This is a genomic window from Marinobacter manganoxydans MnI7-9 (assembly GCF_000235625.1).
In the GTDB taxonomy this organism is placed as follows: Bacteria; Pseudomonadota; Gammaproteobacteria; order Pseudomonadales; family Oleiphilaceae; genus Marinobacter; species Marinobacter manganoxydans.
This window is the reverse complement of the sequence record NZ_AGTR01000060.1, coordinates 94025-115766: the sequence shown is the minus strand read 5'-3', so window position 1 is coordinate 115766 and position 21742 is coordinate 94025. Positions and strand designations below refer to the sequence as shown.

The 21742-nt window shown below is 57.8% G+C and carries 20 protein-coding genes; 12 read left to right on the top strand and 8 right to left on the bottom strand.

Annotation, left to right across the window (positions count from 1 at the left end; translation table 11 throughout):
* Positions 1-95 precede the first annotated feature (95 nt).
* The 4 genes from hflD to KYE_RS22175 all read left to right on the top strand — a co-directional run bounded on the left by hflD (position 96) and on the right by KYE_RS22175 (position 4335).
* A complete protein-coding gene (gene hflD / locus KYE_RS14610; RefSeq protein WP_008174761.1) occupies positions 96-740 on the top strand; it encodes a high frequency lysogenization protein HflD in 645 nt (214 codons plus the stop codon).
* Positions 741-827: 87 nt separating this feature from the next.
* Positions 828-2195 carry an adenylosuccinate lyase gene (purB, locus tag KYE_RS14605; RefSeq protein WP_008174758.1) on the top strand — a complete coding sequence of 456 codons (1368 nt, stop codon included), beginning with the start codon at positions 828-830 and terminating at the stop codon, positions 2193-2195.
* A gap of 17 nt (positions 2196-2212) precedes the next feature.
* Complete coding sequence (locus KYE_RS14600) at positions 2213-3364, top strand: cupin domain-containing protein (protein WP_008174755.1); 1152 nt, start codon at positions 2213-2215, stop codon at positions 3362-3364.
* A gap of 5 nt (positions 3365-3369) precedes the next feature.
* Positions 3370-4335: a GNAT family N-acetyltransferase gene (locus tag KYE_RS22175; protein WP_008174754.1), complete on the top strand. Its 966-nt coding sequence runs from the start codon at positions 3370-3372 to the stop codon at positions 4333-4335.
* On the opposite strand, the gene KYE_RS14590 is transcribed toward KYE_RS22175, so the two are convergent.
* The gene (locus tag KYE_RS14590) at positions 4324-5334 is read right to left on the bottom strand and encodes a LysR family transcriptional regulator (RefSeq protein WP_039882066.1); all 1011 of its coding nucleotides are present in this window, start codon (positions 5332-5334) and stop codon (positions 4324-4326) included. The two genes, KYE_RS22175 and KYE_RS14590, sit on opposite strands and share 12 nt — an antisense overlap.
* A gap of 235 nt (positions 5335-5569) precedes the next feature.
* Between KYE_RS14590 and KYE_RS14585 the strand changes: the two genes are divergently transcribed.
* Positions 5570-6337: a hypothetical protein gene (locus KYE_RS14585; protein WP_008174752.1), complete on the top strand. Its 768-nt coding sequence runs from the start codon at positions 5570-5572 to the stop codon at positions 6335-6337.
* Positions 6338-6390: 53 nt separating this feature from the next.
* Entirely contained in the window at positions 6391-8739 is a 2349-nt protein-coding gene (locus KYE_RS14580; protein ID WP_008174751.1) for an ATP-binding protein, read from the top strand.
* Here the strand turns inward: KYE_RS14580 and KYE_RS14575 are convergent.
* Positions 8728-9219 (bottom strand): glutathione peroxidase, encoded by a 492-nt coding sequence (locus KYE_RS14575; protein ID WP_008174750.1) that lies wholly within the window; start codon positions 9217-9219, stop codon positions 8728-8730. The genes KYE_RS14580 and KYE_RS14575 overlap by 12 nt on opposite strands.
* Before the next feature lie 252 nt (positions 9220-9471).
* Here KYE_RS14575 and KYE_RS14570 point away from each other — a divergent pair, with 252 nt between their 5' ends.
* The 3 genes from KYE_RS14570 (at position 9472) to htpX (ending at position 12145) form a co-directional block, all read left to right on the top strand.
* On the top strand, positions 9472-10686 hold the full coding sequence (locus tag KYE_RS14570; RefSeq protein ID WP_008174749.1) for a pyridoxal phosphate-dependent aminotransferase: 1215 nt from the start codon (positions 9472-9474) through the stop codon (positions 10684-10686).
* Positions 10687-10697: 11 nt separating this feature from the next.
* Positions 10698-11168 (top strand): hypothetical protein, encoded by a 471-nt coding sequence (locus KYE_RS14565; RefSeq protein ID WP_008174748.1) that lies wholly within the window; start codon positions 10698-10700, stop codon positions 11166-11168.
* Positions 11169-11263: 95 nt separating this feature from the next.
* A complete protein-coding gene (gene htpX, locus KYE_RS14560; protein WP_008174747.1) occupies positions 11264-12145 on the top strand; it encodes a protease HtpX in 882 nt (293 codons plus the stop codon).
* Between the two features lie 56 nt (positions 12146-12201).
* Here the strand turns inward: htpX and pdxB are convergent, their stop codons facing one another.
* The 3 genes from pdxB to KYE_RS14545 are packed head-to-tail and all read right to left on the bottom strand — an operon-like array spanning position 12202 to position 15241.
* On the bottom strand, positions 12202-13353 hold the full coding sequence (gene pdxB, locus KYE_RS14555) for a 4-phosphoerythronate dehydrogenase PdxB (RefSeq protein WP_008174746.1): 1152 nt from the start codon (positions 13351-13353) through the stop codon (positions 12202-12204).
* A 17-nt stretch (positions 13354-13370) separates the two neighbouring features.
* Positions 13371-14654, bottom strand: a complete 1284-nt coding sequence (locus KYE_RS14550) for a DEAD/DEAH box helicase (RefSeq protein WP_008174745.1) — start codon at positions 14652-14654, stop codon at positions 13371-13373.
* Positions 14651-15241 carry an elongation factor P hydroxylase gene (locus KYE_RS14545; protein WP_008174744.1) on the bottom strand — a complete coding sequence of 197 codons (591 nt, stop codon included), beginning with the start codon at positions 15239-15241 and terminating at the stop codon, positions 14651-14653. The genes KYE_RS14550 and KYE_RS14545 overlap by 4 nt, the downstream gene beginning before the upstream one ends.
* Before the next feature lie 160 nt (positions 15242-15401).
* On the opposite strand from KYE_RS14545, the gene dsbD reads away from it, so the two are divergent.
* A complete protein-coding gene (gene dsbD / locus KYE_RS14540) occupies positions 15402-17297 on the top strand; it encodes a protein-disulfide reductase DsbD (RefSeq protein WP_008174743.1) in 1896 nt (631 codons plus the stop codon).
* 8 nt (positions 17298-17305) lie between these two features.
* Here the strand turns inward: dsbD and tusA are convergent, their stop codons facing one another.
* On the bottom strand, positions 17306-17545 hold the full coding sequence (gene tusA / locus KYE_RS14535) for a sulfurtransferase TusA (RefSeq protein ID WP_008174742.1): 240 nt from the start codon (positions 17543-17545) through the stop codon (positions 17306-17308).
* Positions 17546-17631: 86 nt separating this feature from the next.
* Between tusA and KYE_RS14530 the strand changes: the two genes are divergently transcribed.
* Positions 17632-17922 (top strand): antibiotic biosynthesis monooxygenase family protein, encoded by a 291-nt coding sequence (locus KYE_RS14530; protein ID WP_008174741.1) that lies wholly within the window; start codon positions 17632-17634, stop codon positions 17920-17922.
* On the opposite strand, the gene rlmM is transcribed toward KYE_RS14530, so the two are convergent.
* Positions 17919-18995: a 23S rRNA (cytidine(2498)-2'-O)-methyltransferase RlmM gene (rlmM, locus tag KYE_RS14525; RefSeq protein ID WP_008174740.1), complete on the bottom strand. Its 1077-nt coding sequence runs from the start codon at positions 18993-18995 to the stop codon at positions 17919-17921. The genes KYE_RS14530 and rlmM overlap by 4 nt on opposite strands.
* Positions 18996-19108: 113 nt before the next feature.
* On the opposite strand from rlmM, the gene KYE_RS14520 reads away from it, so the two are divergent.
* Positions 19109-20950 (top strand): diguanylate cyclase, encoded by a 1842-nt coding sequence (locus tag KYE_RS14520; protein ID WP_008174738.1) that lies wholly within the window; start codon positions 19109-19111, stop codon positions 20948-20950.
* A gap of 3 nt (positions 20951-20953) precedes the next feature.
* Here the strand turns inward: KYE_RS14520 and KYE_RS14515 are convergent, their stop codons facing one another.
* Positions 20954-21601 (bottom strand): alpha/beta family hydrolase, encoded by a 648-nt coding sequence (locus KYE_RS14515; protein WP_008174736.1) that lies wholly within the window; start codon positions 21599-21601, stop codon positions 20954-20956.
* Between the last annotated feature and the right edge of the window lie 141 nt (positions 21602-21742).

The following is a 21742-nucleotide window of genomic DNA, read 5'->3' as shown; positions in this document are numbered from 1 at the left end:
GTGTGCCTTGGTGGCGGCGTTATTGAGCAGACCTGGCGTGACGACGAACCACTTCCAGACCGTCTGACCGGCACACGTTCCGAGGAACAGACCGCATGAGCCGCTCACTCAAGGATCAGACCCTGGCGTTGGCCGGGGTATTCCAGGCCGCCAACCTGGTCCAGCAGATTGCCCACAATGGCCAGTGCAACGAGGCCAGCCTGGAAACATCTATCCGTTCCCTGTTTGCCACCAACCCCGAGAACACACTGGACGTCTACGGAGGCGAGCTTCGCGATATCCGCGAAGGCCTCGTCACCCTGTCCTCGGTGCTCAGCCAGCAGTCACGGCAGCAGGACATCGAAGTTCTGCGCTACGCCCTCAACCTGATCCAGCTCGAATCCAAACTGAATCGCCGCTCTGACATGCTGGACGTGATTGGCAGTCGCATTGATCAGGCCAGGCACACCGCCAGCCACTTCGGGTACACACACCCGAACCTGATCAGCAATCTGGCTTCCGTCTACGCCGATACCATCAGCACCTTTCGCCAGCGTATCCAGGTGAGCGGTAACCCCTCTGTGCTCCAACGCGAGGAGAATGCCGCGAAAGTGCGGGCACTGCTGCTGGCGGGTATCCGTTCCGCCGTGCTCTGGCGCCAGACCGGCGGCCGACGCTGGCAACTGATCTTTGCCCGCAAGAAAGTGATCGGGCTTGCCAAAGAGCTTGCCGAAGAAGCCAATCGCTCCCTCTACCACTGACGGCGCTGATTCAGAGCCGGCGGTGGTGTATGATATGCACCCCTATCTTCTTTTGATCCGATTCTTTGATGACTTGAGAGGTTTTCGATGGAACTCACCGCCCTGACCGCCATTTCCCCGGTCGATGGACGCTATGGCAACAAGGTCAGCGTCTTCCGTGAAATTTTCAGTGAGTATGGCCTGATCCGGAACCGGGTGACCGTCGAGATCCGCTGGCTACAGAAACTGGCCGCTCACCCTGGCGTGGCCGAGGTTCCTGCGTTTTCCGCCGACGCCAACGGCTTCCTGGACCGTCTGGTGAGCGAATTCAGCCTGGAAGACGCAGAGCGTATCAAGGACATCGAACGCACCACCAATCACGATGTGAAAGCGGTGGAGTACTTCATCAAGGAAAAGATCGCCAGCGTTCCTGAGCTGCACGCTGTCACGGAATTTGTTCACTTCGCCTGCACTTCTGAAGACATCAATAACCTCTCCCATGCGCTGATGCTGCGGGAAGGCCTGGACCACGGCCTGCTACCGGCCATGGACCGTGTTGTCGACAAGTTGGCGCAGCTGTCTCATGACCACGCCGAGCAGCCGATGCTGTCGCGCACTCACGGCCAGACCGCCTCGCCCACGACCGTGGGCAAAGAGCTGGCAAACGTCGTTCACCGTCTGCGTCGCCAGGTAAAACAGATCCGGGAAACCGAGCTGTTGGGCAAGATCAACGGTGCCGTGGGTAATTACAACGCCCATCTCTCCGCCTATCCGGAAATCGACTGGGCCCAGAACGCACGGGAGTTCATCGAGAGCCTCGGGCTCGACTGGAACCCTTACACCACCCAGATCGAACCGCACGATTACATTGCCGAGCTGTATGACTCCGTCGCTCGCTTCAACACCATCCTGATCGACCTGGACCGTGACGTCTGGGGCTATATTTCCCTCGGCTACTTCAAGCAGAAAACGGTAGAAGGCGAAGTGGGCTCCTCGACCATGCCCCACAAGGTCAATCCCATCGATTTCGAGAACTCCGAGGGCAACCTTGGCATCGCCAATGCGCTGTTCAGCCACCTTTCTGCCAAACTGCCGATATCACGCTGGCAGCGGGATCTGACCGACTCCACCGTACTGCGTAACCTGGGTGTTGGCTTTGCGCACAGTTTGATTGCCTACGAAGCCACCCTCAAAGGCCTGGGCAAACTGGAAATCAATCCGGCCCGACTGGATGAAGACCTGGACCATGCCTGGGAAGTGCTTGCCGAGCCGATCCAGACGGTGATGCGCCGTTACAATATCGAAAAGCCCTATGAAAAACTCAAGGCATTGACCCGTGGCAAGGCAATGACGCCGGAAGTGATCAAGAATTTCGTTGAGAGCCTCGACATTCCGGAGCAGGCCAAGGCCGAACTGATGGCTTTGACGCCGGGCCGTTACATCGGTAACGCAGTCGATCAGGCACAAAACATCTGAAACCGGGAGTAACACCCATGGACATGCTTGGCGGACTCACACCCTCTGAATTTCTGCGGGACTATTGGCAGAAAAAGCCGCTGGTTATCCGTCAGGCGTTTCCCGATTTCCAGTGCCCGGTCAGCGCTGATGAACTGGCCGGCCTGGCCTGTGAGGAGGGCGTGGAGTCCCGGATTGTGATCGAAAATGACGATGGCAAGCCCTGGCAGCTCCACAACGGCCCCTTTTCGCCGGACCGGTTCAGCAGCCTGCCCGAACAGGACTGGACGCTCCTGGTGCAGGGGCTGGACCACTGGGTGCCCGATATTGCAGATTTGCTGGAACACTTCCGCTTCATCCCCAATTGGCGCCTGGATGACATTATGGCCAGTTTTGCCCCGAAAGGCGGCAGCGTTGGTCCCCATTACGACCAGTATGATGTATTCCTCCTCCAGGCCCAGGGCCACCGCCGGTGGACGTTTGGAGGCCATTGTGATCATACCTCTCCCCGCGTGGAGGGCACTCCGCTGCGCATTCTGAGCAGCTGGGATGGCGAAGAAACCGTTACCCTGGCACCCGGTGACATGCTGTATCTGCCGCCGGGTATTGGCCACCATGGAGTGGCCGAGGATGACTGTATCACGCTGTCGGTTGGCTTCCGTGCACCCACCGTGGATGACATTCTGACCGGATTTACCGATTTCCTCTGCAGCCAGTCCGACGCCTCAGATCACCTGAACGATCCGGATCTGAAAATACAGGACAATCCGGGCACGATTCAGCCGGACGTGGTTGACCGCCTCGAGACCGTTATCCGGGAAAAGCTTGAGGACCGCCGGCAACTGGCCCTCTGGTTTGGCCAGTTCTCAACGGCGCCCAAGAGCATGGATATTGTCGTGCCCGCGGAGGAGCCAGCGTCCACCGGAGACGTCGCCGAAGCAATACACGCGGGCGAGCAGCTGCGGTGGAACGAAGGCTCCCGTTTCGCCTACTACGAGTTTGCCAGCGAAACCGCCCTGTTTGTGGACGGCGAGCAGTTCCTGCTCAAGGGCGATGCCCAGCCGTTTGCTCCGCTTCTTTGCTCGGGGGCCCGCGTCGATATGCCGACCCTCGCCCGGCTCTCCGAAGACGAAGCATTGCTTGGGCTTCTGACCACCCTCTACAATCAAGGCTCGATTTACTTCGAATAAGCTTTATGAGCATCCGGTTTCGCAAATACAGCTGGCAACTGGCCCCGGCATCCGTCCGGGATATCCGCCAGCAGGTGTTTATTGAGGAACAGAAAGTTCCGCCGGAGCTGGAGTGGGATGAAACCGACGAAATTGCCGATCACTATCTGGCAGTGCTGCCAGACAATACCCCGGCAGGCGTGGCACGACTGTTTTCAACCCTTGAAGAGACCGGCCACATCGGTCGCATGGCGATCCTGCCCCAGTACCGCGGACAGGGTATCGGGGAAGCAATGCTCCGGCACCTGATCGCAGAATCGGCTGACCGTTTTGCCGAGCTCAGGTTGTCTGCCCAGGAGCACGCCATTCCTTTTTATCAACGGTCAGGCTTCCACGTCTGTTCGGGCGTTTACGACGACGCCGGCATTCCCCACTTTGACATGCGTAGCCTGGCACCGGGACTCGCCGCCGAGGGCCTTGGCTCCCTGGACCGGCCGATGATTCTGGGCAGCGACACGGACTCCTGGCTGTTTGATACCGAGGCCAGGCTACTGGGGCTGATGGATTCGGTGGTTGGCCAGGCCGGCCAGCGCATCTGGCTGTATGACCGCCTGCTCGAACACGATCTGTATGACCGGCATCGTTTCCGGGAGCTGATCTCCGCCCTGGCCCGTCGGCACCGGCTCAGCGAAGTCAGGTTGCTGATCCATGACGACAAGCCGCTGGTGAAACGTCGACACACACTGGTCGAACTGATGCGCCGGCTGCCGAGCCGCATGGAACTTCGACTGGTCAACGAGGACTACCCGGTTGAGGACCAGCCCTTCATTATTGCGGACCGTGAAGGCGTGGTGTACCGACATGATTTCTACAAGCCAGAGGGTTTCGCCAAGTTCTCGGACGGTGGCCGCGTAAAGCTCTTGTCGGAAAACTTCCAGCGCATGTGGGATGCGGCCCGGCCTTCCCTGGAGCTTCGGGAATTACCGCTCTGAGTGATGAGCCTGGGGCGCGTCCGGCGCTTCGAACCTGGCCCCGAACGGAGCAAACTCGGTATCCACCTCCGTAGCCACCTCAGCAATCAGTTTGCGCAGCCATTGATGATCCGCGTTGTGCTGCAACAGAGGGCTCCAGGCCATTTTCAGCTCGAACGGTGGAATCTCGAACGGAGGCACCTTGACCACAAGATTCGGGTTGTCTTTCTGCAGCCAGGCTGCCCGGGATGGCAGCGTGGCAATCAGGTCATGCTGCTCGGCCAGCAGCATCGCAACCTGATAGTGACGGGTGAAAACGGAAATCTGTCGCTTGCGCCCCATTCTCGACAGCGCCTCATCAACCCAGCCCAGTCGCTGGACATCCTTTGGGTTTACACCAACACCAACACCAAACCCGGTCTTGCTGACCCAGATATGGCTGGCGTCCAGATAGGTGTCCAGGGTGAAGGGCTCCTTCAATACCGGGTTACGGGCGTTCATCAGGCAGGCAAAATACTCAGTCCAGAGGGTCTTCTGATGGAAAGACTGGGGGATCTTGTCGAACCGGTTGATCGCCATATCCAACCGCCCCTGCTCGACATCCAGAAAGCTGACGTCACTGGGCGTGAGCACATCCAGGGTGACGTGCGGCGCTTCCTGACGGATCCGCCTCAGAACCCGGGGCATCAGGCAGGATTCGGCATAATCACTGGCCATGATCCGGAACACGCGCTGGCTTTCAAGAGCTGAAAAGGGTGTCTTATCTTGCACGGCCTGTTCAATATCCGACAGGATTCCCCGCACCAGCGGTTGTAGTTCACGCGCGCGCTCCGTGGCCGTCATACCCTCACTGGTTCGCACCAGGAGCGGATCACTGAACAGATCCCGCAACCGCTTCAAACCATTGCTCATGGCAGGCTGGGTAATACCCAGATGGTTCGCTGCCTTGGTCACATTCCGCTCGCGCAGCAACACATCCAGGTACACGAGCAAGTTAAGATCAACACGGGAAATATCCACAAAAACTCCGGAACGCCAGAACAACAGGAAAAGCGAGGCTGATTCACGAGAGCAATATACATGATAGCGAGGATTCACGTAATCAATCAGCAACACGATCTTTCACATTTGAAAACGGATCTGGAGCGGTATTTCTGCTAGTCTTTCGGATACTTGCTGAATAATATCGGTGTTTTGAGGCCGGTTTGTACACCCGCCATCATTTGATCCTGAAGCCGGAGTCGTTACTGACAAAATGGATACCACTACGATCGTCCTTTTGCTGGCGGCCATCGTGACCGTCTCGATTGTCATTATTGTTCTCAGCCAAATGCGGGAACGCGCCCGCATTGAACGGGTGCGCAAGATTACCGCTCAGGAAGACGCCTATAAAAGGGCCAATCGCCTGCTGACCGAAATTCCAGGCCAATACCTGACAGCCGATCTGAAACTGCTCCTGATTAAACGCATAGAAGAAGCTTGCACGGAGTTGGCCGGCCTGAAGTCGAACCTGCCGGTCAAGGAATGGCAGAAGTCCGCTGCAGAACTGAAAACACAGATCGTTGAAAAGCGCGACACCACCACGCCAGTCAAGATTGATTCCGCGGAAAAGTCGAATTACGTCAAGGAATTGCTTCAGAATCTGTTCAAGATGATTGAAGGCATGCACAAGAGCGGGCGGATTGACTCAGCCACCGCAAAGAAAAACCTCAAGTATGTGCTCTTCCTGGTCCACAAGACCCACGCGGATCTGCATGTGTTTCAGGCCCGGGACTATGTTCGCCAGAACGAGATCCGGAAGGCCATTCATGCCTATCACCTGGCCAGCACCGAAATGGGGAAATCCCGCGACAACCCACTTGCCATGAAAGCAGTGAAGAGCTTCCGGACGCGCATTCAGGAACTTGAGGCCATGAGTGCAGAGGGTAAGGAGAGCCCGCAGGGAGAGTCCAAACTGGACCGTGAGTGGGATACCTTCCTCCACGATGACGAGTGGAAGAAAAAGGCCGATTACGACGACTGAAGGCACAGAACGGGTCGCCATTGCAGGCCCGCCAACAGGGACAGTGCAAACCCGTGAGCAAGGGCTTCAAACAACGACTTTCCTATCGACTGACCCGGGACACGGTACTGGTTGCCATGGTCCTCGGGCTGGTGCTGAATGTTGTCCAGATTACCCTGGACTACTTCAGCGCAAAGGAATCGATGGAGAATGAGATCCACGCGCTGATCGATATCAGCAACAGCCCCGCGTCCCAGATTGCCTACAATATTGATGTGCGGCTGGCGGAGGAATTACTCGATGGCCTGCTTCGCCATCCCGCCACCATCGATGCACGGATCACAGACAACGACGACGAGACCATGGCTGCGTCGAGCAAAAGCAGCCCGGAGTCGCCCTATCGCTGGGTCAGTGACCTGCTATTTGGCTCTGACCGGGTATTCCGACAGGAGTTGCAGGTTCCACAACTTGAGGATCTGTCACTCGGCCACCTGATCGTCACCATCGACACTTATCACTATGGCGCGCTGTTTCTCCAGCGGGCCGGCTACACGCTCATCAGCGGGCTTCTCAAGAGCCTCATCCTGTCCGCAGCCTTGCTGGCCATCTTCTATTTCGTGCTTACCCGCCCCATGCTCAACGTCATCAGCGCACTGAGCCAGGTGCGGGCCAGCTCTCCCGAAAAAGTCAGGCTGCCGATCCCGGCAAACCACCGGGAAGACGAGATCGGGACCATGGTGGGGATCATCAACCAGCATCTCGAAACCATCGACTCCAGCCTTGCCCAGCTCCGGCACGCAGAAAGTGCCATGAAGAACTACTCCACCCAGCTTGAGCAGGAAGTGGAGGACCGTACCCGGGAAATCTCCGAGAAGAACGAAGCCCTGCAACGGGGTAACCGCGCCCTGGTGAAAGCCAAGGAAGATGCGGTTCGCCGGGCAAGGGCAAGGGCCAATTTCCTGGCCAGCATGAGCCACGAGATCCGCACGCCCCTCAATGGCGTTCTGGGCATGCTGGGCCTGGCGCTTGAGGGCGAACTGGACCCTGCACAACGCAACCGGATGGAAATCGCCCTGAACGCCGGCGAGAATCTGCTGGGGCTGCTGAATGACATCCTGGATATTTCAAAGGTAGAGGCAGGTAAACTCAGCCTGGAAAACATCCCGTTCAGCGTCCGGCACCTGATTGAGGAATGCGCCACACTCCACGCCCAGCAGGCCCGCCGGAAACACATTTACCTGGTTACCGAAATTGATCCTGACCTGCCGGAGAACTTCCTGGGTGACCCGACACGGGTCCGCCAGGTGCTCAACAATCTTTTGAGCAACGCCATCAAGTTTACCGACGAAGGCGGCGTAAAGATCCGGGCGGCCTATTCCGGCGGCAGCATGAGAATCGACGTGGTGGACACCGGGATCGGCATGTCCAGTGAAGGCCTGCACCGTATCTTCTCGCCCTTTTCCCAGGCTGACGCGGAAACTACCCGCCTGTATGGTGGCACCGGTCTGGGCCTGACACTTTGCCGCCAGCTTGTGGAACGCATGCATGGCCAGATTCTGGTGGATTCCCGGCAAGGCAACGGCACTCACTTCACCGTAACCCTGCCTCTGCCGGTCCATGAGGCCGGCGAAGACCAGGATCTTCCCCGGGTGGACGCCCGAGTCAGGGACATCGGCATTGCCATGGCCATCCCCCCGGAAAACCCGCACCGTTCAGCCATTGAGGCTGAGCTTCGGAAGCGGGGCATTCCTGTCCGGGGTGCAAGCCGGCATCCGGAGGGCATTCTGCTGGCGCTGGCCAGCGCCGACGATGAGGAAACCCTGGCCTTCGCGGCCGACTGGCAAGGCGCCGGCGTGATCCTTGCTGACGCTACCGGCACCCTGCCTCCGGCCAGGGGACGTTACCAGCTTCTGTCGCTGCCATTGCGGCGGAATGAGCTTTTCCGTTGCCTTGCTCGGGCCGCGGGCGTGATGGCCAGTGACGATCGCGCCACTCCTGACGCCGCCCCGGAAGAACAAACCGGCACCGAACAGTCCCTGGCGGTCCTTCTGGTGGAGGACAATCAGGTGAATCAACTGGTGGCGAGCAACCTGCTGAAAAAACTGGGGCATCGCGCAGACCACGCAGAGAACGGCCTGAAGGCCATACAGGCGCTGGAACAGAGCCATTACGACCTGGTGCTGATGGACTGCCAGATGCCGGTCATGGACGGTTATGAGGCAACACAGAGGATTCGGCAGAACCCGCAATGGAAAGACCTGCCCATCATTGCCGTTACCGCCAATGTCATGCAGGGAGACCGCGAGGACTGCCTCGCCTCAGGCATGAACGACTACATTACCAAGCCCTACAAGCGTGACGAGCTCCGGGAGGTCATCAACCGTTGGCGCCCTTCTCCATCCTCAGAGAGTTCAGGCCGGTAACAGTTTTTCGATATCGGCCCGGATATCTTCCGGTTTTGCGGTGGGCGGGTAACGACGAACAACCTTGCCATCTGGCGCGACCAGAAATTTGGTAAAATTCCACTTCACTTTTTCAGATCCCATCAGGCCCTTGGCTTCGCGCTTGAGAAAGCGAAACAGGGGGTGGGCGCCATCGCCATTCACTTCAATCTTGGAAAACATGGGAAAATCGACACCATAGTTCAGACTGCAGAACTGACTGATCGCATCCTCGTCACCCGGGTCCTGATTCAGGAACTGGTTGCACGGAAAGCCCAGAACCTCAAAGCCCTTGTCACCCAACTCGTTGTGAAGGGACTGCAAGCCCTCGAACTGGGGCGTAAAACCGCATTTGCTGGCGGTGTTCACGATCAGGAGAACTTTGCCCTGGTACTCCGCCATGCTTTTCTCGTTACCCTTGATATCCCGTACCGTGAAATCGTAGACCGTTTCGCCTGCCATAAAATTCTCCCTGTGATGTTTTGCGTTCTGCTTGAACCATTGTTCACAACACAGACCAAAAAACCATGGCAATGCAGACGCTACGGGGACCATTTTCAAAAACCGGTTCAGGTTTGTGAGCTAAATCTGCCTTAACACGACACAATTCATCATAATTCCCCTGTTGCCGCCGGCCCTCGCTCCGCTAGAATAAAGGACTGTCGTGTTGGCAGGTGCCATTTTTCGATCTCAAAAGAAGGACGTCCGGGTCTTATGCAGAACTACTACAAATCCGCCAAGCTGGATAACGTGTGTTATGAAATCCGTGGCGTAGTTCTGCGGGAAGCGCGTCGACTCGAAGAAGAGGGGCATCGGGTACTCAAGCTCAACATCGGCAACCCTGCCGCCTTCGAACTGGATGTCCCTGAGGAAATCCAGCAAGACGTCATCTACAACATGCACCTTGCCCAGGGCTATGTGGAATCGAAGGGGCTGTTCTCTGCCCGTAAGGCGGTCATGCACTACTGCCAGCAACGGGGCATCGACAAAGTCGATATCGACGATATTTTCCTGGGTAATGGCGTCAGCGAGCTGATCGTCATGACCATGCAGGCCATGTTGAACACCGGTGACGAAGTGCTGATCCCGGCCCCGGACTACCCCCTGTGGACCGCTGCCGTTACGCTTTCCAGCGGCAAGCCCGTGCACTATCGCTGCGACGAACAGCAGGACTGGTTTCCGGATATTGACGATATCCGCAAGAAGATCACCCGGCGGACCCGTGCCATTGTTCTGATCAACCCCAACAATCCGACCGGGGCAGTGTATTCAAAGGAGCTTCTCGAGCAGGTCATCGAACTGGCCCGCAAGCACAACCTGATCATTCTGTCGGACGAGATCTACGACAAGATCCTCTATGACGGTACCCAGCACATCTCGACCGCCTCGCTGGCCGACGACGTGCTGTTCTTTACCTATAACGGCCTGTCCAAGAATTACCGGGCAGCGGGTTACCGCTCGGGCTGGATGATCGTCAGTGGCGCAAAACACCGGGCGAAAGATCTGATCGAAGGCATCGACATGCTCTCGAATATGCGCCTGTGTGCCAACGTTCCGGCCCAACTGGCCATTCAGACAGCCCTGGGAGGCTACCAGTCCATCAACGATATGGTGACGCCAGGCGGGCGGCTCTACGAACAAAGGGAAACCGCCTGGCGCATGCTTAACGACATTCCGGGCGTGAGCTGCGTCAAACCCCAGGGTGCGCTTTACCTGTTTCCGAAACTGGATCCCAAGCACTTCCCTATCGTGAACGACGAGAAACTGGTTCTGGACCTGCTGTTGCAGGAGAAGATCCTCCTGGTGCAGGGGTCGGCCTTCAATATCGATGACAGGCAGCACCTGAGAGTCGTGTTCCTGCCCAGGGAAGATACCCTCGAGGATGCCATGGGCCGGCTCGGCAATTTCCTTGGCCAATACCAGCAATAACGGGGAAAACCATGGCGGATATTCACGTCGAGGAATTCTACAAGGATGCGGCCATTGCCCTGGTGCAGTTGTATGGCGCCTTCCCCAGGCGCATCAACCTGTTTGTCGAGGACATTGCCGGCCCGGATGAGCCGGACGAATTTGGCCTGCACAGCAAGCGACACATGGCCTGTTTCGGCGCCCTGCTCTGGCTCGCAGAGGAAGGCCTGCTCCGGTACGTCGACACCATCCGCCAGGAGGCTCTGGACCAGGCGGTTCTGACCAGAGACGCCTTTATCCGCCTGAGCGCACCGGCGCCAGAGACTCTGACCAGAGAATTCGGAATCCCCGAGGAAACGGCTGCCGGTAATCTGCCCCCTTCCGTTCAGGAGGATCTTTCCACTCACATCCACCTGATTCTCAGGGCGCTGCGCGGGGGGAACTCCGCCAGAATCAGCCAGATCATGCAGGCAACCTTTTTTGCCGACCGCGGCAATTATTAAATCACCGTAAGCTCGTTGATTGATTGAACCGCGACCGCATATAACGGTCTGAATGACGGCTTTATTTTCTGTGACGAACTGATCAGGGAACCCACATGCGTATTCTGCTGTTTCTGGCAACCAACCTTGCTGTAATCCTTGTCGCCAGTTTCACACTGCGACTGCTGGGCGTGGACAGCTACCTCGCCCAGAATGGTATTCAGTATGGCTCTTTGCTGGCTTTCGCTGCGGTCTTCGGATTCGCCGGCGCCATCGTGTCGCTGCTGATCTCCAAGCGAATGGCCAAGTGGAGCACCAAGGCCCGGGTCATTGATTCCCCGCGCACTCCTGCCGAACGCTGGCTCGTGGATACTGTGGCGCAGCTGGCCAAAAACGCCGGTATCGGCATGCCGGAAGTCGCGATTTTTCCTGCGTCCCAGTCCAATGCCTTTGCAACGGGCTGGAACAAGAACGACGCACTAGTCGCGGTCAGTGAAGGGCTTTTGCACCGCTTTAACAAGGATGAGATTCGGGCGGTCCTGGGCCACGAAATCGGCCATGTTGCCAATGGTGACATGGTGACACTGGCGTTGATTCAGGGTGTGGTGAATACCTTCGTCATCTTCGCGTCCCGGGTGATCGGCTCCTTTGTCGACCGGGTGATTTTCAAGAATGAAAGCGGACATGGCCTCGGCTTTTTCGCGGTCAGCATCGTTGCCGAGATCGTCCTGGGTATACTTGCCAGTACGATCGTGTTCTGGTTCTCCCGTCGCCGGGAATTCCGGGCGGATATCGCCGGTGCCCAGCTGGCAGGCCGCTCAGCCATGATCAGCGCGCTGGCGAGGCTGAAGCAGGAAAGCGAGGTGCCGGACCAGATGCCCGACAGCCTCCAGGCATTTGGCATTAACCGCGGGGCCCGGGGCGGCCTGAGTGCCCTGTTCATGACCCATCCGCCACTGGAAGACCGCATACAGGCGTTGCAGAGCGCCAGGCTGTAAACAAAAAAGCCGGGGCCCCATGGACTCCGGCTTTCTTTATCAGGAACTGGCTAAGATCAGATTTTCAGTTTGAATCCGATAGCCCGGAAACTGTCCTGCAGGGACTTGCTGGTGCCCTTGAGCTGAATCTTGAGGCTTGAGCACTCCCGACGAACCGGATAGTCCCGGCGCAGTCTGTCAAACGCCGCTCCCCGCTCTTCTGGAGACCCTGCCATGGTGTTACGAAGTTTCGCATCGTCCCGGCGAGGGTCGTAACAGGCCCTCAGTGCAATTCGAATTGCATCCTCCTCCTCGGCAGAGCTGGTAAAGGAAATCTTGCTGAGTGCTGGCTCCGGCAGAAACTGGCCCGCTTTTTTGCGAACCGGCAGGCCCAGGAACTGGCTCAGAGCCTGATAGATCATTTCCGTTCCCTGAACCTTGCCTTCCAGACTGTACCCGGCAATATGCGGTGTTGCCAGCCAGACCCGGTCAACCAGCTCAGGATGAATCCTCGGCTCCTGCTCCCAAACGTCCAGCACGACGACGGGCGCATTGCCCTGTTCAAGGCGGGCCAGCAACGCTGACGAGTCGATGACCTCGCCCCGACCAGCATTGATCAGGAGTTGGTTCGCACCCAGGGTCTCAAGTTCGGCGTTGCCGATCATATGCAAAGTGGGGTGATCTCCCTCGCGGGTCAGGGGTGTATGCAGGGACACCACATTACACTTCATGGCCTCTTCCAGCGCTACAAACTCCTCATTGTCCTCTTCCCGGTCCGCTCTTGGCGGATCGCAAAGACGCACATCGAATCCGAGGCGGTCAAGCTTGCGGGCCAGCTCACCGCCAACATTGCCGACACCCACGATGCCAACGCTGAGCTGGGACCAGTCTGAAAGCCCGCGCCTTTCAGCATGCAGTGACAGCACAGATAGCACGTATTCGGCCACACTGTTGGCGTTGCAGCCCGGCGCCGCAGAGAAGCGAATCCCCGCCTGTTCGAGCCAGTCGAGATCGACGTGATCGGTACCGATGGTAGTTGTTCCCACGAACCTGACCCGACTGCCCTCCAGAAGCTCACGGTTTACCCTGGTGACCGAACGAGCCAGCAGTATGTCGGCGTCCCGGACATCCTCGCCCGACATGGAACGGCCGGAAACCCTGCGAATCTCCCCCATGTCACCAAAAAAGGAGTCCAATAGGGGAATGTTTTCATCTGCTACGATCAACATAATGATGTCCGGCCCTGTCAGTTCCTGCGCTGACGCTGATTACGTCCGCCCTGGCCACGGCCGCCGGAACCCTGTGGGCGTCGGCCGCGCTTGCGGGTAATCGGCGGGTTGTCCATTGCGGTCATGAGTGCCTCATCAGGCACCGCGGTTTTCAGTTTCTGGCTGATATAGGTCTCGATGGCCGGCAGCGCGAACGAATCGTCCTCACCGGCAAAACTGATGGAAACGCCATGCTTGCCAGCCCTGCCAGTACGCCCGATACGGTGCACATAATCTTCGGCATTATCCGGTAGATTGTAGTTGAACACATGGGTCACGCCGTTCACGTGAATGCCACGGCCGGCCACATCGGTGGCAACCAGCACCTGGATGCTGCCCTTTTTGAACTGGTCCAGGGTTTTGAGGCGTTTGTTCTGGGCGATCTCACCGGACATCAGGGCCACCTTGACTCCCTGGTTCCGCAGATCCTCTTCCAGGTCACGGCACTGATCCCGGCGGTTGGCAAACACCAGCGCCTTTTCCACTTCCGGACGCTTGAGAAAATTGACCAGCACCGGAAGTTTTTCATCGTCGCCCACCAGGTACACCGTCTGCTCAACCCGTTCCGCCGTTTTCTGTTCCGGTTCTATCTCCACGAACTCTGCATTACTCGTCCACATGGAGGCAAGATTCAGCACGTCCTGGTTGAAGGTGGCGCTGAACAGGAGTGTCTGGCGCTCATCCTTGGGTGTGCACTTGCGGATAATGCGCTTCACGTCCGGAATGAAGCCCATGTCCAGCATACGATCAGCTTCATCAAGAATCAGGATGTCGAGCTGGTCCAGAAATACGTCCTGGGAGCCGAGAAAATCGATCAGGCGCCCCGGAGTCGCCACGAGAATATCGACGATCTCGTTCTGCAGCTGGTCCCGCTGCTTGTCATAGTTCATGCCGCCCACAACCGTCACCACATTATGGCCGGTGTGCTGGCACAACTGCTCTGCGTCCTTGGCGATCTGCATGGCCAACTCACGTGTCGGTGCCAGGGCCAGCACCCGCGGCTCTGACGCAAACCGGTCTGTTTCGGGAATCGGCGTCTCCAGAAGGCTTTGAATCGCCGTAATCAGAAACGCTGCGGTTTTTCCGGTGCCGGTCTGGGCCTGGCCAATCAGATCCTCACAGGCCAGCGTCCAGGGCAGTGTTTCCGCCTGGATGGGTGTGCAATATTCAAAACCGATAGCCGTGATGGCATCCAGCAAGCGCTTGTCGAGGTTCAGATCGCTGAATCTCAGGTCGCCGGTGTGTTTTGGGTCAGATGTCATAGAGTCTCAGTTTTCCTGGAATGTCCTGATTCAGAATATAACGGAGCGATGCGCCGGGCATCTTCTTGCCAGCGCTCTTCAAGGATTTCTCCGGTACCGTAAAATGTTGCCAGCGTATCGAAAAACGCCTGTGCCCGGGGCGGCAACCCCCGGTCCAGATACTCGCCCGCCTGGATCCGCACATTGTGACGGAACCGCTCTTCATTGGCGGCGCCAGCTCCCGAGAGGTTATCCACGCTGATGTGAAAACGGAAACCTGCAGCCACCGCAAACAACCATTCAATGGCCTGGGGCTTGACCTCAACCTGCTCGAAAGCCTGTTGCTGCTGCAGTGTACGGCCATCCGGACAGTACCAGTAAGCATAGTCGTGAAGTGTGCGCCGGTACTCACCAGCAATACACCAGTGGCTTATTTCATGCAAAGCGCTGGCATAATAACCATGAGCAAAGACGACCTGTGCGAGACCTTCCGGATCGCTCGCAGGCAAGTATTCAGGTTCATCGCTGCCTTTGACCAGAACTGTCCGGTATGCTTCCCGGAACTGGTCATTAAACAGCATGATAAGATCATTTGGACTGTGATTCATTGGGTGGCTATTGTGCGACTTTACCGCCCCCAATACCAGAGGGAACTTTGCCCATCCCCTCGTGTCCACTGCTGGCGTGAACCGGCGGCTGTAATGCTGTAACAATCCGACTTTTAGAGACTCTGATCAAACAGACACTAACCGGGAAATCTTACAATCAATGATGGCTTTCGCTGCAGTAAAGAAGATGAAATGCCAATGGGTGAATCCGTTGAACCTGTTCCTGGCACTCGCCCTGATGCTTTTGGCCTCCCCTTCTGCCTGGGCCCTCGGCGGCAACGGGAGTTCCCTGTTTGGCGGCCAGGGTAATGATTTCCTCCCGGTCGACGAAGCTCTGCCCTTCAGTTTCACCACCGACGCAGACACGGTGGTTCTCACCTGGGATATCACACCCGGGCACTATCTTTATCGCGAACGTGTCAGCATTACCGCCACCAATCCCGATGTCGGACTTGGGGAACCCGCGTTTTCGGCGCCGGGAACGGTGACCGAAGACGAATTCTTCGGCAAGACCACGGTCTTTTTTGATCCGATTGAAGCCCGTGTTCCGATCTCGCTTCCAGCCGGCGTCCGGGAGGCAGAACTGCAGGTAACCTATCAGGGCTGCGCAAAGGCGGGGCTGTGCTACCCGCCCCAGACCCGGGATGTACTTTTCTATCAGGGTAGTGGTGGCTCCGGCTCGCCAACAGCTTCAGCAGCGGGTTTTTCGGGGGGCGGCAGCGCACCCGTGGACACTGAAACCGCCACCGGACTTGCAGGCTTTCTTGCACAGCAATCGACGCTCGTCATTGCAGGCGTGTTTCTGCTGCTGGGGCTGGGGTTAACCTTCACCCCCTGCGTACTGCCGATGGTGCCGATTATTTCATCGCTGGTTTCTGGCAGAAACACCCGGACAACCAGCCATGCCCTGCTCCTGTCGGGCAGCTATGTTCTGGGCATGGCACTGACCTATGCAGCGGCCGGCGTGCTGACGGGTCTGCTCGGAGCCAGCTTTAATCTGCAGGCACAACTGCAATCTCCCTGGGTTTTGAGCGTCTTTGCCCTGCTGTTCGTCGTCTTTGCCCTGTCCATGTTCGATCTCTTCGAGATCCAGCTGCCACGCTTCATTCGTGAGCCCCTCAATGATGCCAGTCACCGGCTCACCGGCAGCCGGGTATTCAGCATATTCGGCATCGGCGCCCTATCGGCCCTGATCGTCTCGCCCTGTGTCTCGGCGCCCCTGGCTGGCAGCCTGCTGTATATCTCCACAACCCAGGACGCCGTGATCGGCGGAGTGGCCCTGTTTGCGCTCGGCCTTGGCATGGGCATTCCGCTGATTCTTGTGGCGGTCGGGGGGCGAAAATTGCTGCCGACTACCGGCCACTGGATGACCGCAGTGAAGCACTTCTATGGTGTGATGCTGCTGGCCGTGGCGATCTGGCTGGTGGAGCGACTGGTACCTGGCTGGCTGGCACTGACGCTCTGGGGCCTTCTTATCGCCATAACCGGCGTGCAGCTTGGCGCCTTTGATGCTGCCAGGGCCGGCTGGGAACGGACCCGGAAGGGGCTGGGGCTGGTTCTTTTCGCCTATGGCCTGGCTCTGCTTGCCGGTGCTGTGGCCGGGGCCAATGACCCGCTGAAACCTCTAGCGCCCTTTACGGTCGCCTCCGCGTCATTCGGCGGGGCCGGCAATGCCGGTGTCCAGCACGCGGATTTTGTGCGCGTGAAACAGCCCGGTGAAATCGAGGCGATGCTCCAACAGGCCCGCGAACAGGGACGGCCCGTTCTGCTGGACTTCTACGCCGACTGGTGCATCTCCTGCAAGGTTATGGAACGCAATGTTTTCAGCAAGCCGGATGTAATCCAGGCGCTTAGCCCCTACACCCTGCTGCAGATCGATATGACCGACAACACCCCTGAACAGCAGGCAATGCTGGACGAACTCGGCCTCTTCGGCCCCCCGGCTATTCTGTTCTATCGCGGTAACGGCCAGGAACTGCCCCAGCACAGGGTGCTCGGAGAAATGGATCGGGAGGAATTCCTCGGCCACCTCCAGAAACTGGACTCGGAGGTATAGCAGAGGGGCTACTCCCCCCTGCGTATCAGGTAGATGAACAGATCGTCGGATTCGGCCTGATGGACGAGTTCGTGGCCGAGAAACTGGCAGAAACGCGGGATATCCCGGGTGGTAGAGGGGTCGGTGGCCACAACCCGCAACACGCCACCGGGTTGAACATCGTTAATACGGTTATGCAGCATCATGACTGGTTCCGGGCAGAACAGGCCCCGGGCATCCAGCTCTGCATCGTATTCGATTGCACTCACACTACATCTCCTGTCATTGAACCTGATTTTTCGTAAAAACCTGCTAAATTATTGTTTATAACAGTTAAAACACTTGGAGGTTTGTCATGATCCGGGTTCTGATTGAACGTCATATTGCTGAAACCCTGGAAGCAGCTTACGAAGAACGTTCCCGTAAGGTTCTGCAGCAGGCTGTGAGTGCGCCCGGCTTTATTTCCGGAGAAACCCTGGCAGACAGCCATGACCCCAATCACCGGTTTACCCTGGCCAATTGGCGATCCGAAGCGGATTGGGACCGCTGGTTTCACTCCGATGAACGCCGCGAGCTCATGCTGGAGCTCATCCCCATGATGGACGAAGAAGAACACATCACCGTGCTCGAGCAAAGCGCCTTCTAGCCAGTGCGCTCAATGAAGCAGGTAATCTCCTCTCTGTCATGATACAAGTGGCGGGCCTTAAGACGAAAGCCGATGCCCGCCGCACTCAGGCCATTTACGAGGATATCCCGACAGATCAACCACTCGTCGTACCGCTTCTTCATCGGCAACTTGAGATTGAAGACCGTGTAACGACAAAGCCCCTCACCCAGCCAGGTTACAGCCAGCTTCGCCGTTTTCCGGGGCTGATCCACAATATCGCAGACCATCCAGTCGATACCCCTTTTGGGGCGCCAGCCGTAGCCATCCGCTTCCACATGCTCCACCTGCCCCGACGCCATCAGCTCAGGGTTCATGGGGCCGTTGTCGACAGCGGTTACCATCATGCCCTGGTGCACCAGCTGCCAGGTCCAGCCTCCGGGGGCGGCTCCCAGATCAGCGGCTTTTTTGCCGCCACCAAGGTAGTCCAGTTCCTGATCAGGTGGCAGAAAGACCTTCCAGGCTTCCTCAAGTTTCAGGGCGGACCGGCTGGGCGCTGAAGCTGGCAACCGAAGTCGCGGTATACCACCGACATACCGGGCGCGGTTATCCGCCAGACTGAAACCGACAACCACCGAGGCGAAATCCGGCAGGAACACCTCGAGGCGGGCCGGGGCCGAAGCATTCTGGTCGGCCTTGAGCAGGCCAGCTCCTCGCAAGCCACGGGAGAGAGGCGATACCCACTTTCGGGCAAAGTTACCAAGATCACCATCCGCGTTATTTTCCGGCAACCGGACTTCCAGCCGCGCGCAACCGGGGTAACCGCGCCCGAGGCCCCTGAGCCCTTCTATTACGGCACCAACACGGTCCGCTTCCGGGAGACTGAATTCCCCCAGCACCACCATCCAGTCACGGACGAAAACCAGATCATCGAGCGCGACGCGCGCCATCAGATCATCCGGAGTTTCAGGCGCAGCCGGGTAGAAACGCACCAGCCCCTGATCTTTAACAGGCTCGAAATAGCCGAAGATACCCCGTTCCGCGGCGGAGTCGGTTATTTCACGGCCGGCTTCGGTTTCAAAGCCGGGCCGACAAAACACGAGAATCTGTTCCATGCACTATCCGAAATAAGGTCTGGAGACCAACCCGTAAAAGTTGAATCTGTTTAACAGCGTAGATTGTCTTCTCTGGCTACACTTCCCGCTCTGATAACCGCGGGAAGTCTTGAATGTCGTCCGTTTTGCGCTTGATTGCCATTATCAGCCTATCGCTGATCCCGGCCTTGGCACTGCCAGATACCGGATCCGTCCTGGCGGGATGCCCGACCCTGGAGGCAACCGATAGTGCAGCCCGCGCATCCCTTATGCAATACGTCTGTTATTACAGCGCCCCTCCCGGCGCACCCGGCCATGACGCAACGGCGCCGGACCAGCTACCCGTCGATATTGAATGGAAACCGGCACACGGGCGGGACCTGGTTTTCAGTCACACCAGCTCCGTGTACTGGGTCCATCTGGACGTCAGGAATTCCGGGACCGAGCGCGCTGTCTGGTATCTGAAGCTCAATTACCCCCTGCTTGACGAGGTCACTTTCTGGCAAACGGCGAATGATACTACAGAGACGATTGCTACCGGAGATCAACGACCTTTTGCATCACGGGCGGTGGATTACCGGTATTTCCTGCTTCCCGTCACGCTGGACGGCGGTGAGACCCGCTCTTTAACCCTCCGTGTTCACAGCAATGGCGCCCTGAACGTGCCACTCAGTTTCGAGACGGCTGCCGAAGTCATTTCAGGCAGCAATCACCTGACCCTTACCCACGGACTCTTCTACGGGGCGCTTCTGGTCTTTGCCGTCTTCAACCTGCTGCTCTTCTTCAGCTCCGGAACCGGCTATTACTTCTACAACGCCTTTTACCTGGCAGCGCTCGGGCTTTTCCTGTTCGCCATGGGCGGCTTCGCCAACCAGTATTTCTGGCCGGACAACGCCAGCTTTGCCAATACCTCCATCCCCCTGTCGTTGTCACTTTGCGCCCTGGCCATGATACTTTTTGGCCGCTCGTTCCTGGAAATTGATAAAGGAACAATCCCTGAGACCGTCCTCAAGGGTCAGGCCTGGTTTTGCATCGGATTTCTGGCCCTGGCCCTGATCCTGCCTTACAACAAGACGATTCTGCTTAACACCGTCCTGGCGCTGACTGTCATTTCAAGCCTGTTCATGATTGCAGCAATTCGATGGCAGCAAGGGTATCAGCCTGCCATGTGGTATTTGCTGGCCTGGTTGATCATGCTGGTTGGTGGCCTGATATACGCCCTGGCGGCCTTCGGCTATCTGACCGACTTCCTGGCGCGGGAAGCCCTGATGCAATCGGCGGTGGGTGGACAGGTCATTCTGCTGAACTATGCCATGGTGCAGCGGTGGCGCCTGCTCAGCCAGAAGCTGCTGGACGTGGAGCACAGTGCAAGGACGGAGCTGGAATTCAAGGTGCACGAGCGCACTGCCCAGTTGCGAAACACCATGCGAGAACTGGAGAAGGCAAATCGAAAACTGTCAACCATGAGCCTCAACGACGCACTCACCGGCTTGCATAACCGGAGGCATCTGGACAACATTTTCCCGGAGCTGTGCGCGGAAGCCCGCCGCACGGGACACCCACTGACACTGGCCCTGGTAGACGCTGACCATTTCAAGAACATCAACGATACCTGGGGCCACGGTTTTGGGGACACCTGCCTTCAATTTATTGCCGAAATACTGACCCGCCACGTAAAACGCCCCAGGGATGTCGCGATCCGGTTTGGCGGGGAGGAGTTCGCGCTTTTGCTACCAGGCACCAGCGCCACTGGAGCCCGAAAGGTCTGCTCGGCACTGCTTGCGGACATTGCGAACACGCCGGTACTGGCGCCGGACGGCACCGAGGTGAGAATGACCCTGAGCGCCGGGATCGCCTCTCTTGCCCCCGGCGAAGATCAGAGCCAGCTATTTGAGCGAGCGGATGAAGCCCTGTACCGGGCAAAGAGTGAGGGCCGCAACCGTGCCCTGCTCTCTGAGACCAGTGAAGTGGAGTAACCGTCAGGTCACCAGCTCCTGATTTATAAAGGCCCGGGTTTCTCGGGCAGCTTCGGCGACCAGTTCGCTTTGGGTATGAGGTTGGCTTTTCAGCGGCTGGAAATCATGATTGCCACCCTCCAGCCAGTGTAGCCGGATCGCTTCGAGCTCCTTTTCATGGCCGACCATTTCGGCGGGCTTGCCAAATGGATCCCTTGTTCCCTGCAGGACCAGCATGGGCGATTTCAATTCCTGAAAGTGGCCGGTGCGCCACCGGTCCAGCTTACCCGGTGGGTGGAAAGGGTAGCCAAAGCACGTAACGCCATCGATCCCATTGCGCTGGCTGGCCAGGATGCTTGCCATGCGCCCACCCATGGACTTGCCGCCCACCAGAACCTTGCACTCCGCCCCAAGCTCGGCGCGAACCGCATCAACCACACTGGAGAAATGCTCAAGCAATGCCGGCTCCCGATCCGGCGGGCGCTTTCGGCCGTCGGCTCGTCGCTTCTGCATGTAGGGGAATTCGAAACGGACGGTTACGATGCCTTCCCGGCTGAGGGCCAGAGAAAGCTCCTCCATAAAGGCAGAATCAGCCGGCGCCCCGGCGCCGTGAGCCAGAATCAGTACAACTTCCGGATTACTTTCATAGCCTTTGGTCTTAATCAACTTCACAGAATTCACCTCATCCAATTAAGCGACTATCATTGCACTCAGGCAACACACATTCCCTGCGCTGAAACAACTCCAAAAACGGCACTGAAAAGGAAGCCATGTTGCTGATTTCGGCGCATTTGACGGATGTCAGGAGTTGAC

Bases quoted from the DNA above. Each gene is read 5' to 3' on its own strand.
- KYE_RS14530 (WP_008174741.1), top strand. From the start codon at position 17,632: ATGATCCGGGTTCTGATTGAACGTCATATTGCTGAAACCCTGGAAGCA.
- htpX (WP_008174747.1), top strand. From the start codon at position 11,264: ATGCGTATTCTGCTGTTTCTGGCAACCAACCTTGCTGTAATCCTTGTC.
- KYE_RS14575 (WP_008174750.1), bottom strand. From the start codon at position 9,219: ATGGCAGGCGAAACGGTCTACGATTTCACGGTACGGGATATCAAGGGT.
- dsbD (WP_008174743.1), top strand. From the start codon at position 15,402: ATGATGGCTTTCGCTGCAGTAAAGAAGATGAAATGCCAATGGGTGAAT.
- KYE_RS14545 (WP_008174744.1), bottom strand. From the start codon at position 15,241: ATGAATCACAGTCCAAATGATCTTATCATGCTGTTTAATGACCAGTTC.
- KYE_RS22175 (WP_008174754.1), top strand. From the start codon at position 3,370: ATGAGCATCCGGTTTCGCAAATACAGCTGGCAACTGGCCCCGGCATCC.
- rlmM (WP_008174740.1), bottom strand. From the start codon at position 18,995: ATGGAACAGATTCTCGTGTTTTGTCGGCCCGGCTTTGAAACCGAAGCC.
- KYE_RS14570 (WP_008174749.1), top strand. From the start codon at position 9,472: ATGCAGAACTACTACAAATCCGCCAAGCTGGATAACGTGTGTTATGAA.
- pdxB (WP_008174746.1), bottom strand. From the start codon at position 13,353: ATGTTGATCGTAGCAGATGAAAACATTCCCCTATTGGACTCCTTTTTT.
- purB (WP_008174758.1), top strand. From the start codon at position 828: ATGGAACTCACCGCCCTGACCGCCATTTCCCCGGTCGATGGACGCTAT.
- KYE_RS14600 (WP_008174755.1), top strand. From the start codon at position 2,213: ATGGACATGCTTGGCGGACTCACACCCTCTGAATTTCTGCGGGACTAT.
- KYE_RS14585 (WP_008174752.1), top strand. From the start codon at position 5,570: ATGGATACCACTACGATCGTCCTTTTGCTGGCGGCCATCGTGACCGTC.
- KYE_RS14565 (WP_008174748.1), top strand. From the start codon at position 10,698: ATGGCGGATATTCACGTCGAGGAATTCTACAAGGATGCGGCCATTGCC.
- KYE_RS14520 (WP_008174738.1), top strand. From the start codon at position 19,109: ATGTCGTCCGTTTTGCGCTTGATTGCCATTATCAGCCTATCGCTGATC.
- hflD (WP_008174761.1), top strand. From the start codon at position 96: ATGAGCCGCTCACTCAAGGATCAGACCCTGGCGTTGGCCGGGGTATTC.
- KYE_RS14550 (WP_008174745.1), bottom strand. From the start codon at position 14,654: ATGACATCTGACCCAAAACACACCGGCGACCTGAGATTCAGCGATCTG.